Origin of the sequence: Burkholderia sp. JP2-270, assembly GCF_003233675.1 — a bacterium.
In the GTDB taxonomy this organism is placed as follows: domain Bacteria; phylum Pseudomonadota; class Gammaproteobacteria; order Burkholderiales; family Burkholderiaceae; genus Burkholderia; species Burkholderia pyrrocinia_C.
The window spans coordinates 927,253-940,877 of record NZ_CP029825.1 but is presented as its reverse complement, the minus strand read 5'-3'; the positions used below and the strand labels follow the sequence as shown (position 1 = coordinate 940,877).

At 62.8% G+C, this 13,625-nt stretch carries 11 protein-coding genes; 6 read left to right on the top strand and 5 right to left on the bottom strand.

The annotated features are described in order from the left end of the window. Positions 1-10: 10 nt before the first annotated feature. Positions 11-415 carry a hotdog domain-containing protein gene (locus DM992_RS22110; protein WP_034180561.1) on the bottom strand — a complete coding sequence of 135 codons (405 nt, stop codon included), beginning with the start codon at positions 413-415 and terminating at the stop codon, positions 11-13. A gap of 36 nt (positions 416-451) precedes the next feature. Beyond that, positions 452-1,600 carry an acyl-CoA dehydrogenase family protein gene (locus DM992_RS22105; protein WP_111018644.1) on the bottom strand — a complete coding sequence of 383 codons (1,149 nt, stop codon included), beginning with the start codon at positions 1,598-1,600 and terminating at the stop codon, positions 452-454. Positions 1,601-2,271: 671 nt separating this feature from the next. Here DM992_RS22105 and DM992_RS22095 point away from each other — a divergent pair. Then, the gene (locus DM992_RS22095) at positions 2,272-2,691 is read left to right on the top strand and encodes a hypothetical protein (RefSeq protein WP_111018642.1); all 420 of its coding nucleotides are present in this window, start codon (positions 2,272-2,274) and stop codon (positions 2,689-2,691) included. Here DM992_RS22095 and DM992_RS22090 read toward each other — a convergent pair. From DM992_RS22090 to DM992_RS22080, 3 genes are all read right to left on the bottom strand, one after another. After that, positions 2,675-3,810 (bottom strand): IS3 family transposase gene (locus DM992_RS22090; RefSeq protein ID WP_111018641.1). Its coding sequence is split into 2 segments (ribosomal slippage): positions 2,675-3,555 and positions 3,555-3,810, totalling 1,137 coding nucleotides; the frame shifts between segments, so codons are not numbered across the junction. The genes DM992_RS22095 and DM992_RS22090 overlap by 17 nt on opposite strands. Positions 3,811-4,049: 239 nt before the next feature. Next, entirely contained in the window at positions 4,050-4,835 is a 786-nt protein-coding gene (locus DM992_RS22085; protein WP_111018640.1) for an enoyl-CoA hydratase-related protein, read from the bottom strand. Positions 4,836-5,236: 401 nt separating this feature from the next. Next, entirely contained in the window at positions 5,237-6,415 is a 1,179-nt protein-coding gene (locus tag DM992_RS22080; protein ID WP_239511427.1) for a helix-turn-helix domain-containing protein, read from the bottom strand. A gap of 432 nt (positions 6,416-6,847) precedes the next feature. Here DM992_RS22080 and DM992_RS22075 point away from each other — a divergent pair, with 432 nt between their 5' ends. From DM992_RS22075 to DM992_RS22055, 5 genes are all read left to right on the top strand, one after another. Continuing rightward, positions 6,848-8,092 (top strand): CoA transferase, encoded by a 1,245-nt coding sequence (locus tag DM992_RS22075; RefSeq protein ID WP_111018638.1) that lies wholly within the window; start codon positions 6,848-6,850, stop codon positions 8,090-8,092. 124 nt (positions 8,093-8,216) lie between these two features. Beyond that, positions 8,217-10,007 (top strand): acyl-CoA dehydrogenase, encoded by a 1,791-nt coding sequence (locus DM992_RS22070; protein WP_111018637.1) that lies wholly within the window; start codon positions 8,217-8,219, stop codon positions 10,005-10,007. A 13-nt stretch (positions 10,008-10,020) separates the two neighbouring features. Next, positions 10,021-11,718: an electron transfer flavoprotein-ubiquinone oxidoreductase gene (locus DM992_RS22065; RefSeq protein ID WP_111018636.1), complete on the top strand. Its 1,698-nt coding sequence runs from the start codon at positions 10,021-10,023 to the stop codon at positions 11,716-11,718. Positions 11,719-11,908: 190 nt separating this feature from the next. Further along, positions 11,909-12,658, top strand: coding sequence for an electron transfer flavoprotein subunit beta/FixA family protein (locus DM992_RS22060; RefSeq protein WP_111020346.1), 750 nt, complete (start codon positions 11,909-11,911; stop codon positions 12,656-12,658). A gap of 16 nt (positions 12,659-12,674) precedes the next feature. Then, positions 12,675-13,610: an electron transfer flavoprotein subunit alpha/FixB family protein gene (locus tag DM992_RS22055; RefSeq protein WP_111018635.1), complete on the top strand. Its 936-nt coding sequence runs from the start codon at positions 12,675-12,677 to the stop codon at positions 13,608-13,610. Positions 13,611-13,625 lie beyond the last annotated feature (15 nt).

Here is a 13,625-nt window from a genome sequence, read left to right as displayed (position 1 = left end):
CTCCGGCTTGTCAGCGCGCGAGCGCCGCGCTGTCGCGCCGCTCGTCGAGGCGGCGGTGGAACCCGTCGCGGCTGACGGCGCAGCGCGTATGCACGCCTTCGCCGACGACACCCACCGCGTCGCGCACCTCGACCCGGTACGTCATCATGCGGCCGTCGACCTCGATCAGTTCGGCGTCGATCGTCACGTCCCATTCGGGCGGTGTCGGCGCGAGATGCTTGATCTCGAAGTTGTAGCCCACCGTCATCTGCCCGGCCGGCAGCAGATGGTCGGTCGCCTGCATGCAGGTCTGTTCGATGAAGATGATCATGATCGGGCTCGCGAGCGCATGCGCTTCGCCTCCCCATTGATCGGCGAGCGAAATCGTGTCGACGCGGTGGGTGGCGCGGGCGCGCAGGCCAGTCTGGATAGTCAAGGTCGGCTCCTGAAGGGGTGATGGAAGGGTGAACGGTTACGCAGTGCGCGCCGCGGCGGCCGCGCGTCGTTGCATCTGGCTGAAGATGTTCCGGTAATGCATTTCCTCGGTGCCGCCGGCCGAGCCCATCGCGAGCGCGTCGGCGACGAAGGTGGCGAGCGGGCCGCGCCGGTAGCCGTCGCTGCCGTGAATCGCAAGCAGGTGCAGCGCGGCCTGCGCGAGATCGCGCGCGCCTGCGAGCTTCGCGATCGAGCAGTTCGCGAGCGCCTCGGGACGTTGCCCGACGAGTTGATCGAGCGCTGCGCGCGCCGTCCAGCGCGTGCGTTCGATGCCGACCTGGACGTCGACCAGCCGGCGCTGCACGTGCTGATGGGTGTCCAGCGCGACACCGAGCGTCTTGCGGGCGCCGGCGCGTGCAAGCGCGTCGGCCAGGAACGGCTGGGTGACGTTCGCGCACAGCAGGCCGAACAGCGCGCGATTCATCGACGCGATGTCCATCAGCAGGCGCAGCCCATCGCCGGGCGCGCCGAGCAGTTCGTCGGCGTCGACGCGCACGCCGGACAGCGCGAGATCGCCGATCGGAAGATCCGCGACGCCGAGCGTCGCCTGCGGGGCGCTGCGCCGCACGCCAGCGCGTTCGGGATCGATCAGCACCAGCGCGGTGGCCGGCTTGCCGTCGCCGGCCAGGGTCGCGACGATCATCATCAGGCGCGCTTCGGGTGCGTGACTGATGTTGTACTTGTGGCCGTCGAGCCGATAGTGGTCGCCGTTGCGCACGAGGCTGGTTTCGAGCGCGCGCACTTCGGTGCCGGTGCCTTTCTCCGAGATCGCCGTGGCGCCGATCGCGCCGGACAGCAGCGGCGGCAGATGCCGCGCGCGCTGCGCGTCGGAACCGTACGCGACGATTGCGCGAATCAGCGTCGCCTGATTGGCGAGCGCCATCGCGAAACCGACGGAGCGCAGCGTTGCGGCGACCGCTTCGAACGCATCGACAAAGTCGTGCCACGTGCGCCCTGAGCCGCCGAGTTCGCGCGGTACGGGCAGGCGCCACAGTCCCGCGTCGGACAATGCATCCCATGCATCGCGATGGAACGCGCCGGAAGGGGCGGACCGCGTATGGCGTTCGGCGATGTCCCGGTACGTGGCGGTCGTCGTGGGCTGTGCTTCGCTGGCAGTGAGAGTCATGTCGGTGAGCGAGACCTTGCATTGATCGTGTCGTCAATCTAATGAAAAGCCCCCGGACGAGAAACTGTCAGTTATTGCACTTCGAGGCGGCGCGCAGCGGCGGACGATTCGAGCGTAATCGGCGATGCGATGGCGGCGGGGCGCGATTGACGAACGTGATCGTGACGACCGTCGCGCACGTCAGCGCGAACGATTGCTGTCGGACGACAGCCGAACGATGGCGGTCACGCCGTGCCGTCGTCGGCGGCGTCGTAGCGCTTCGATGACGGGAGATGATTGCGCGCCGGTCGGCGAAAGATCTGCCACGCGTCGATCGTGATGGCGACACGATGTCGGATTGTCGACGCTTCGTCGTTCAGGTCGAGTCGATTGATTTCGCATTGCAGATCATTCGGATGACGTGCGATGTGACCGAGTCGAATTCCCGGCGCTCGTGTCGTTGCCATCACATCTGCCGGGCGTTGGGTACTCGTAGTCTCTGGAACTAAATCTCACCCACCGAATGTCGGAGGCTGCCCGTTTCCGGCGGTCGATCGGAAGTGCTGGGCAACTGCAATGGGAGACATTTTCTTCCAGAATTTTTGAACTAAACAATACGCAAAGTTGCCGTTTGAACCAAAGTTTACTCAGCCTTGCCCGCCGGATGTATTTCGCCGGCCATTGGAGGCGTCATGGCGCCCGGCTCAACACTCTCGTCGCAGCAGCGCGCAAACGTCATGCGCGCCTACCGGCATCGTGGTCGCCGGAATCGGCAGCTCTACCTTGTCTATAGCGTTAAGACAAGCCGAGACTGGATTGTTCCATCGGACTACCGCTTCCTGCACTGGATCGTTTATTTAGAGGCAGATCCGGGCATTGTTTCCTTCGAATTGTGTGATGACACCGATGAGTCTGATCCGTCTGCCAGATGGGTGGGCGTTCACGCGCTCGTGACCACGCGCGATAACCGGATTGTCGGGCACCGGATTGTGCATGACAACGAGGCCGTTGACCAAGGGGGGCCACCGACAAACAGAGGTGGCCTCACTCGTTCGGACAGTTTTCTGAGATTTTTAAGTGGGGCGGCCGAGGCAATCATGCTGCCGATTTGATCGCAGGCAGCGTCGCGAAGTATGCCTCATCCGGCGTCTGATCCGCCAGGCTCGAATGGGGTCTTTTCCGGTTGTACAGCTCGATGTGGTCGCCGATGGAGCGCCGGGCATGGCTGACCGACTCGTAGGCCCGCAGGTAAATCTCTTCGTACTTGATGCTGCGCCATACGCGCTCGACGAACACGTTGTCACGCCAAGCCCCTTTGCCGTCCATCGATAGCCGCACGCCTCGACCCAGTACGGCCTCGGTGAACGCGCCCGCCGTGAACTGGCTGCCTTGATCGGTGTTCACGATGTCGGGCAGCCCGTAGCGGGCGAACGCTTCTTCCAGTGCCTCGACGGCATGCGTGGCTTCCAGCGTGATGGCAACCCGGTGCGCGAGAATCTTGCGGCTCGCCCAGTCCACCACCGCCGTCAGGTACACGAAGCCTCGCGCCATCGGAATGTAGGTCGTGTCGAGGGCGAACATCTGGTTGGCCCGCGCGATCTTCATGCCGCGCAGCAAGTACGGCCAGATCTTGTGCTGCGCGTTGCGGCGGCTTGTGTTCGGCTTGCAGTACAGCGCCTCCACGCCCATGCGCTTCGTCAACGTGCGTACGCGACGGCGGCCGACTTCATGGCCATCCCGACGCAACAGGCGCGCCAGCATCCGTGCCCCGGCAAACGGGAACTCCATGTGCAGTTCGTCGATTCGCCGCATCAACAACAAATCGGTTTCGCTGACCGGCTGCGGCCGGTAATACGCACTCGATCTCGCGATGCCGACCAGTCGCGTCTGTTGCGAAACCGGCAGCGCATGCGTACGGTCGATCATCGTTTTGCGCTCAGCAATCCCGCCTTGGTGAGCGCACCTTCTAAAAAATCATTCTCCAGTGTCAGCTGGCCGATCTTGGCGTGCAACGCCTTCAGGTCCACCGGCGGCTCGCTCGACGGCATGCCTGCTGCGCCAAACACGTCCGCCGCACGCTCCTGCAATTGCCGCTTCCATTCGGTAATCTGGTCCGGGTGCACATCGAACTGCTGCGCCAGCTCGGCCAGCGTGCGCTCGCCCTTGACCGCTGCCAGCGCCACCTTCGCTTTGAACGCCGCTGAGTGCGTGCGTCGGGTTCTCTTCGTCATTTCCTCGTTTCCTTTGCCAGCATTATCGCTGGCTCAGGCCCCGGCCGATCCACTTATCTGGCTGTCCGATTTTGCGAGGCCACCTCTTCAGGCCGCTAATGCCGCTCAGTTGAGCAACTGAACGGCATTTTCGTTTTAGGAAGAGCGCGGTAGTAGACGCTGCCCTGAGATGTCGACTTTTCGGCGCGATGCTGAGCTTGCGGATATGCCACCACCGCGCCGGCGACGTCATCAGCGCGTCATTTCGATTGGAACGTCGGCGTCCGCTTGTCGAGAAAAGCCGCCGTACCCTCGGCCTTGTCCTCCGTCGCCGCGCACACCGCGAACAGCGCACGCTCGAGGCTCAAGGCCTGCTCGAGGCTCGCCTCGACACCTTGGTTGACGGCCGTGATGGCAAGCCGCGTTGCGATGGGAGCATTCGCGGCGATCTGATTCAGAATCTGCTCCGCGCGCGCGATCAACTTGTCCGCTTCCACCACCTCGTTGACGAGGCCGATGCGATGCGCTTCATTGGCGTCGATGAGCGCCGCCGTGAGGATCAGCTGCATCGCGATTCCCTTTCCGACGAGCCGCGGAAGGCGCTGGGTACCGCCGAAGCCCGGAATGATGCCGAGCTTGACCTCCGGCTGCCCGAACTTCGCATGTTCGGATGCGATGCGCATGGTGCAGGCCATGGCCAGTTCGCAGCCGCCGCCCAGCGCGAATCCGTTCACGGCCGCGACGACCGGCTTGCCGAGCGTCTCGATCAGATTCATGGTCGAATGCCCGAGCCCTGCAAATTTCTCCGCGGCGACGGCCGACAGTGCGGCGATCTCGGAAATGTCAGCGCCTGCGACGAACGCCTTGTTTCCCGAGCCCGTTACGATCACGCCATGAACGGCATCGTCGTCGCGTGCGTCTTCGAAGGCCGCAGTGATTTCAGTGAGCGTCTGGAAATTCAGCGCGTTCAACGATTTGGGGCGATCGACGGTAACGTACGCAATACCGGACTTCTTTTCGTACTGAATGTTCTGGAAATTCGACATGTTCGAAGAGCTCGACTTGAGTGTATGAGGATGCGTGTGCGTGCAATGCAATGCGGCCGTTGCGGTCCGCGATGCAGACGCCGCGAACGCATGAATATGACGGCCGCCATCTTGTTGTGCGACACGTGCGGGCCTGACGCGTTCATGAACGTAAGCGGGCGGCCGTCGGATTCAGGTGTCGAGACATCCTAACCCGGTGAAGTCGATATGTTCATGTCCAAGCCTGCCGTTTCTATGGCAAAACCGGTCAAACAGCAGGCCGTGATCCAGTAAGACATTCGGCAGCAACGATCGGACGATTGCTCCGAGTGATACGAGTCGTCGCCGGCTCGGACAAGGGCCGACACCGCGGCGAACGACAACGCGTCATGCCACGCGAGCCTCGCATCTTGCGGCCGCCCTCACGCAGGCAACGCGCAAGCCCCATCGCGCAACTTCAGCGCGATTTCGAGCTTGGCGATCCATCGCGCGTCGTCCAGCTTCGCGCCGAGAATGCTCTCCACCCGTTCGAGCCGATGGTCGAGCGTATTCGGATGGATGTCGAGCGCGGCCGCCGTCACTTTCCGACGCCGTCTGTTGGTGAAGAACGCCTCGATCGTGCGGGTCGCGCCGGACTCGACCGACAGTTCGTTCAGCAGCGAAAGAAAGTAATTCAGCGCGCTGTCGTTCCCTCGGATGCATTCCTCGATGACGATGTCCGAGTAGCGATGCACCTTCTGATCCGGCGCGAAGCGATTGCCGAAATCCAGCGCGCGTATCGCCTCGTCGGCCGATGCGGCCCAGCCTTGTGCGCCGACGCCGGCGAGGCCGATCCCGATCGACGTGACGGACGGCAATCGTTCCTGCAGTGCCGCCATGTATTCCGCGACACGTCTGTCGCTCGCGCTCGCGGATTCCTGCTGTATCGAAGGAACCCAGATGACGAGGCGATCGTGATGGCGGGCGTCGACCAGCGTATCTCGCGAGGTCTTCAGGATGCCCGCCGTCACTTGCACGATCTGATCCAGTGCGCGATCGGCCTGAATCGGCTCGCCGTCGAGCGCCGACGATGCCAACGCAACCGCGATTCTCGGTACGGCATGATCGAGGCCCAGCGCCTTGGTGATCTTGCGAAACGCATCGTCGTCGCGCGATCGGCTGAAGACCACGTCATGCAACTGGTATCGCAGCGATTCCTGCCAGCGCGCCTGCCGGTACTGCTCGTCCAGATAGGCGGAGGAAATCAGTTGCGACATGTGGTCGAAGTAATCCATCAGGTACGGCGAAATCTCGAACAGCAGTTCGTCGCGCAAGATGTCGTGCTTGCTGCCCAGATCGGCGCATGCGCGCCAAACCTCTCTAAGCGCCATCCGGAAGGCTCTCAGCAGCGACTGCAGAGAAATGCCCTGATGAACTCTTCGTCGTCCGAAGTCCTGAAACGTCTTCAGACTTTCATTGTCGGGAAACTCGCCGTCGACGATCGATTGGAACCACAGGCGCTCCGAAATCGATATGGAGTCGACGATGTCTTTCTTCACGGAGATGGGGAGATCCTCGTAGCCGTCGATATCGCCTAATGCTGCATAGGTGCGCTCGATCACCGTCGACAGATCGTCGGAGATTGTCTTGATCTGTTGCCGCAATAACGCAGACGGCGACGGAACATGTATCACTCTCATTGTGGCCAATCGTTCTCTAGAGTGGTGCCGGACCAGAAATTCTCGGGTGCCTCGGTCTCGATGGCACATACGCATTGAGCGACTCCACGTGCAAATTCCATTGCATGTGTCGTTTGCGCTGAGCTTTGCGTTCACGGGCCGAAGACTATCACCGATCGAAAAATCGCTCTCTGAAGCGCAGGGCATCGTGCGGCGATAGTCGGCGGTCGAGCTGGCGGATTGTGACAAACCACATGCGTGTCGGAGACATCTCCCATGTCAGTCGTCTGCGCACCGGGATAAGGTATCGGCAGTTGGCGAGCACCAGAAGTCCGAGTCACCCATACAACACGCAGAGTACCTGCTACAGACATCATGCAGAACCCCGACAGCATTTTTTCTGAAGTCAAAGTCGTTGATTTCGCAAGCTATATCGCCGGTCCCGCGGCAACCACGATACTGTCCGATTTCGGTGCGACGGTTATCAAGGTAGAGCCGCCCGGCACCGGCGATCCCTATCGAAACCTCTACAAGCTGGCGCCGAACCCCGTCTGCGACACCAACTATCCCTGGCAGCTCACCAACCGCAACAAGCAGAGTCTTGCACTCGATCTCAAGTCTCCCGCAGCAAAAGACATTGTCGAAAAACTGGTCAAATGGGCCGATGTCGTCGTGGTCAATTTCCCGCTCAGCGTCCGCGACAAACTCGGCATCTCCTACGAAGCGCTCGCGCCGCTCAACGACCGTCTCATCTACGCAGATATCACGGGTTATGGCTTGAAAGGCCCCGAGGCCAACCGTCCCGGCTTCGACGTGACGACCTATTGGGCGCGCTCCGGGCTGATGGAAGTGACCCGCGACGGCGATAGCCCGCCCGCCGTTCCCATCCCCGGGATTGGCGATCACGCGACGGCAAGCACGCTGTTCTCGGCGATCGTGACGGGCCTCTATCATCGCGAGAAGACGGGCAAAGGCTCGCGCGTCTCCACCTCGCTCATTGCCGAAGGCGCGTGGGCATCGGCACTCTGGACCGAGGGCGCACTCAACGGCGCGAAGTTCTACGGCGCGCATACGCGCAATGCGCCGCTCAACGCGCTGTTCAATCCCTACCGCACCGCGGACAACCGCTGGCTGCTGCTGATGTTGCTCCAGGCAAACAAGGAATTCCCCGGCCTGTGCAAGGCAATGGATCTGCCGTCGCTGCTCGAAGACCCGCGCTTCGCGGACTCCGAGGGCCGCACCAAGCACGCCACCGAACTCGTCGGCATTCTCGACAAGGCATTCGCCGGCCATTCGCTCGAATACTGGAAAAAGACCTTTGACGAAGCCCGTGTCATTTACGGTGTCGTGCAAGTCGCAGACGAAGTCGTCAAGGACGAGCAGATGTACGCGAACGAGGTGTTCGTTCCGCTGGGCGAAGCCGGCGAGAAGGCGACCTATACGGTCAACAGCCCGATGCAGATTTCCGGTGTCGACAAGGTGAAGCCGCGCCGCGCGCCCGATCTCGGCGAGCACAGCCGGGACGTGCTCGTTGCGCTGGGCTACGACGCGAACGAGATCGAGCGTCTGATCAACGACAAGGTCGTCGCGCAACTGGATCAGGCCGCGCAATCGAAGTGATGCCGCATGCGGCACGGCAGTAGACGCTCGACGCACAGGCGGCCGGCGTCACTGTCGTGGTCGCTTCAAGTCGGGCCAATCGATGGCTCGACAAGATGTAGATCTAACTGTATGGAGAAGTACGATGAGTTTTGTCGCACCGGTAAAAGATATTCTGTTCGTGGTCAACGAACTCGCCCAACTCGATCGAATCAGCGCACTCCCGGGGTGCGAGGACGCCACGGCCGAGACTGCACAGGCGGTTATCGAAGAAGCAGCGAAGTTCAGCAACGAGGTCGTCGCGCCGCTGAACGTGCTCGGCGACAAACATGGCAATACGTGGAAGGACGGTGTGGTGAACGCGTGTCCGGGTTTCTCGGACGCCTTCAAGTTGTTCGCCGCCGGCGGCTGGCAGGGCGTCAAGCATCCGGTCGATTACGAAGGACAGGGGCTGCCCAAGCTGATCGCGACGCCCTGCGCCGAAATGCTGAACGCGGCCAGCGTAGCGTTCGCGTTGTGCCCGATGCTCACCGACGGTGCGATCGAAGCGCTGCTCACGGCGGGCAGCGACGAACAAAAGGCGCGTTACGTGCCGAAGATGATCTCCGGCGAATGGACCGGCACGATGAACCTGACCGAGCCGCAGGCCGGTTCGGATCTGTCGATGGTGCGTTCGCGCGCTGAGCCGCAGCAGGATGGGTCGTACAAGGTGTTCGGCACCAAGATCTTCATCACCTGGGGCGAGCACGACATGACGGAGAACATCATTCATTTGGTGTTGGCCCGTACGCCCGGCGCACCGGAAGGGGTGAAGGGCATTTCGCTGTTCGTCGTGCCGAAGTTCCTCGTCAACGAAGACGGTTCGCTCGGCGCGCGCAACGACGTCCAGTGCGTGTCGATCGAACACAAGCTCGGCATCAAGGGCAGCCCGACCGCCGTGCTTCAGTTCGGCGATCATGGAGGCGCGACCGGCTATCTCGTCGGCGAGGAGAACCGCGGCCTCGAATACATGTTCATCATGATGAACGCCGCACGTTTCGCCGTCGGCCTGCAAGGCGTGGGCATCTCCGAGGCTGCGTACCAGAAGGCCGTCGAATATGCGAAGGAGCGCGTCCAGAGCCGGCCGGTCGATGGCTCGGCGAAGGAGGCGGTGACGATCATCCATCACCCCGATGTGCGCCGCATGCTCGGGACGATGCGCGCGTTGACCGATGCCTCGCGTGCAATCGCATACGTGGCGGCCGCTCACAACGACATCGCGCATCAACACGAAGATGCTGCCACCCGTGCGCATCATCAGGCGATTTATGAGTTCCTGGTTCCGATCGTCAAGGGCTGGAGCACCGAACTGTCGCTCGAAGTGACGAGCCTCGGCGTGCAGGTTCACGGCGGGATGGGTTTCATCGAGGAGACGGGCGCTGCACAGTTCTACCGCGACTCGCGCATTCTGACCATTTACGAAGGCACGACGGCGATCCAGGCGAACGATTTCGTCGGCCGCAAGACGTTCCGCGACGGCGGTGTCGTGGCGAAGTTCCTGCTGGGTGAAATCGCCAAGACGGTCGAGGAGCTGTCGGCACACGACGGTGCGGCGTTCGCATCGATGCGCAAGCATCTCGAGCAAGGCGCACGCTCGTTCGAGCATGCGATGGAATTCGTCATCGAGAACATGAAACGCGATCCCAATGCCGTCTTCATCGGCAGCGTGTTGTATCTGCAGCTGGCGGGGGTCGTTCTGGGCGGATGGCAAATGGCGCGAGCGATGCTGATCGCGGCGAAGAAGCTGCAGGAGGATCAGGCGTTCTACGGCGCGAAGATCGCCATCGGGCAGTTCTATGCAGAGTTCATTCTGCCGCGTGCGTTGTCATATGAGGCGTCGATCGTCGGCACCAAGGGCGGGGAGGGCGTGCTCGCCTTGACGGAGGACCAGTTCTGACTGGGTCCCGCATATGAACGAAATAGATTGCCGCTCGGCGCGCCAGGCCGCTCTCGTCGAACAGTATGGTCCGCGCGAATCGATGGAGTATGACGTCGTGATCGTCGGCGGCGGCCCGGCAGGGCTGTCGGCGGCGATCCGGCTCAAGCAGCTGGCCAAGGAGAAGGGCGCCGAGATCGGTGTGTGCGTGCTCGAGAAGGGTTCCGAGATCGGCGCGCACATTCTGTCGGGCGCCGTGATGGACCCGGGCGCGATCAGCGAGTTGATCCCCGACTGGGCGGCGCTGGGCGCGCCGCTCGACGTCGAGGTCACGGAAGATCGCTTCTTGTTCCTGAGCGAGACGGACGCCAAGGCCGTGCCGAGCTGGGCACTGCCGAGCAACTTCAGGAATCACGGCAACTACGTGATTTCGCTGGGCAACGTCACGCGCTGGCTCGGCACGCAGGCCGAAGGGCTCGGCGTCGAGATTTTCCCCGGCTTTCCGGCCGCGGAGATTCTCTACAACGACGACGGCTCGGTGAAGGGCGTCGCCACCGGCAACATGGGCGTGGGCAAGGACGGCGAGCCGACCGAGAACTTCCAGCTCGGCATGGAACTGCACGCGAAGTACACGCTGTTCGCCGAAGGCTGCCGCGGCCATCTCGGCCGCCAGCTGATCTCGAAGTTCAAGCTCGACGCGAACGCGGATCCGCAGGCGTACGGCATCGGCATCAAGGAGCTGTGGGAAATCGATCCGGCGAAGCACAAGCCGGGCCTCGTGATTCACACGGCCGGCTGGCCGCTGAAGTCGGACACCTACGGCGGTTCGTTCCTGTACCACATGGACAAGAACCAGGTCATGGTCGGCTTCGTGGTGGGCCTCGGCTACACGAACCCGTACCTGTCGCCGTTCGAGGAATTCCAGCGCTACAAGACGCACCCGTCGATCCGTACGTTCCTCGAAGGCGGCAAGCGCGTGTCGTATGGCGCGCGCGCGATCACCGCGGGCGGGCTGCTGTCGTTGCCGAAGACGGTGTTCCCGGGCGGTGCGCTGATCGGCGACGACGCAGGCTTTTTGAACGCATCGCGGATCAAGGGCAGCCACGCGGCGATCAAGACCGGCATGCTGGCGGCGGAAGCCGCATTCCATGCAGTGCAGACGGGCCGCCGCGGCGACGAGCTCAGCGCGTATCCGAACGCATTCAAGCGATCCTGGCTGCATGCGGAGCTGCACCGCGCGCGCAACTTCAAGCAGTGGATGGCGAAGGGGCTGTATCTCGGCACGCTGATGGTCGGCATCGAGCAAAAGCTGTTGGGCGGCAATGTGCCGTGGACGCTGCACCACAAGCACGCGGATCACGAGATGCTCAAGCCCGCGTCGCAATGCACGCCGATCGAGTATCCGAAGCCGGACGGCAAGCTGACGTTCGACCGGCTGTCGTCGGTGTTCATCTCGAACACGAACCACGAGGAGAACCAGCCGGCGCACCTGACGCTGAAGGATGCGAGCGTGCCGGTGAACGTGAACCTGCGCACGTATGCGGGGCCGGAGGGACGGTTCTGCCCGGCGGCGGTGTATGAGTTCGTGAAGAGCGACGACGGCAGCGACCGGTTGGTGATCAACGCGCAGAACTGCGTGCACTGCAAGACCTGCGACATCAAGGACCCGACGCAGAACATCGTGTGGGTCACGCCGGAAGGCGGTGGCGGGCCGAATTATCCGAACATGTGACGGATGCGTAGCGAGCAGTGCGCTGCGAGTCGAGCGACGTCCATTTTTAGGCGGACAGGCTGCGTCGATATCCGGTCGTTTATGAGCGGTATCGGCGCAGATCCGCGACAGCCGGCGGCGCATCGGTGCGCCGGACGGCATGAGTTGCCGCTGGATGGCATGCGGCAATGTTGAAATTCAGGAGAATGGCTTGAAGATCCTTGTAGCAGTAAAGAGAGTCGTTGATGCAAACGTGAAGGTCGGCGTGAAGTCGGACAACATGGGCGTCGACATCGCGAACGTGAAGATGTCGATGAACCCGTTCGACGAAATCGCCGTTGAAGAGGCGGTGCGCCTGAAGGAAGCGGGCGTGGCGACCGAAGTGATCGCCGTATCGGTGGGCGTGACGCAGGCGCAGGAAACGCTGCGCACGGCGCTGGCGATCGGTGCGGACCGCGCGATCCTGGTCGAGTCGACCGACAGCGTCGAGCCGCTGGCCGTCGCGAAGATCCTGAAGGCGCTGGTCGACAAGGAGCAGCCGCAACTGGTGATCCTCGGCAAGCAGGCAATCGACGACGATTCGAACCAGACGGGCCAGATGCTGGCCGCGCTGGCCGGTCTCCCGCAGGCGACGTTCGCATCGAAGGTGACGGTGGCCGATGGCAAGGCCACGGTTGCGCGCGAAGTCGACGGCGGTGCTGAAACGCTGTCGCTGACGCTGCCGGCGGTCGTCACGACCGACCTGCGTCTGAACGAGCCGCGCTACGTGACGCTGCCGAACATCATGAAGGCGAAGAAGAAGCCGCTGGAAACGGTCAAGCCGGCAGACCTCGGCGTGGACGTGAAGCCGCGTCTGAAGACGCTGAAGGTGGCCGAGCCGCCGAAGCGCGCGGCCGGCGTGAAGGTGCCGGACGTGAAGACGCTGGTCGAGAAGCTGAAGACCGAAGCCAAGGTGCTGTAAGAGGGAGCGCAAAGAAATGACGATTCTGGTGATTGCAGAACACGACAACGCATCGATCAAGGCTGCGACGCTGAACACGGTCGCAGCGGCAGCAAAGATCGGCGGTGACATCCACGTGCTGGTTGCTGGCCACAACGCGCAAGCAGCCGCCGATGCGGCAGCGAAGATCGCAGGCGTGTCGAAGGTGCTGCTGGCCGACGCGCCGCAGCTCGAAGCGGGTCTGGCGGAAAACGTCGAAGCGACCGCGCTGAACATCGCGAAGGATTACTCGCACATCCTGGCGCCGGCGACTGCGTACGGCAAGAACGTCGCGCCGCGTATCGCCGCGAAGCTGGACGTCGCGCAGATCTCGGACATCACGGCGGTCGATTCGGCCGACACGTTCGAGCGCCCGATCTACGCAGGCAACGCGATCGCGACGGTGCAGTCGAGCGACCCGATCAAGGTCATCACGGTGCGCGCGACGGGTTTCGATCCGGTTGCGGCCGTTGGCGGCAGCGCAGCAGTCGAGAAGATCGAAGCGACAGCCGACGCTGGCAAGTCGCAGTTCGTGAGCCGTGAAGTGACGAAGCTGGACCGTCCGGAACTCACCAGCGCGAAGATCATCGTGTCGGGCGGCCGCGGCCTGGGCAGCGGCGAGAACTACACGAAGGTGCTCGAGCCGCTGGCCGACAAGCTGAGCGCGGCACTGGGCGCATCGCGCGCGGCAGTCGACGCCGGCTACGTGCCGAACGACTATCAGGTCGGCCAGACCGGCAAGATCGTCGCGCCGCAGCTGTACATCGCGGTCGGCATTTCGGGCGCGATCCAGCATCTGGCCGGCATGAAGGATTCGAAGGTGATCGTCGCGATCAACAAGGATCCGGAAGCGCCGATCTTCAGCGTGGCCGACTACGGCATCGTCGGCGATCTGTTCACGCTCGTGCCGGAGCTCGTGAGCGCGCTGGGCTGACGAGGGCATTGCGTA

Bases quoted from the DNA above. Each gene is read 5' to 3' on its own strand.
- DM992_RS22075 (WP_111018638.1), top strand. From the start codon at position 6,848: ATGCAGAACCCCGACAGCATTTTTTCTGAAGTCAAAGTCGTTGATTTC.
- DM992_RS22070 (WP_111018637.1), top strand. From the start codon at position 8,217: ATGAGTTTTGTCGCACCGGTAAAAGATATTCTGTTCGTGGTCAACGAA.
- DM992_RS22085 (WP_111018640.1), bottom strand. From the start codon at position 4,835: ATGTCGAATTTCCAGAACATTCAGTACGAAAAGAAGTCCGGTATTGCG.
- DM992_RS22065 (WP_111018636.1), top strand. From the start codon at position 10,021: ATGAACGAAATAGATTGCCGCTCGGCGCGCCAGGCCGCTCTCGTCGAA.
- DM992_RS22055 (WP_111018635.1), top strand. From the start codon at position 12,675: ATGACGATTCTGGTGATTGCAGAACACGACAACGCATCGATCAAGGCT.
- DM992_RS22105 (WP_111018644.1), bottom strand. From the start codon at position 1,600: ATGACTCTCACTGCCAGCGAAGCACAGCCCACGACGACCGCCACGTAC.
- DM992_RS22095 (WP_111018642.1), top strand. From the start codon at position 2,272: ATGGCGCCCGGCTCAACACTCTCGTCGCAGCAGCGCGCAAACGTCATG.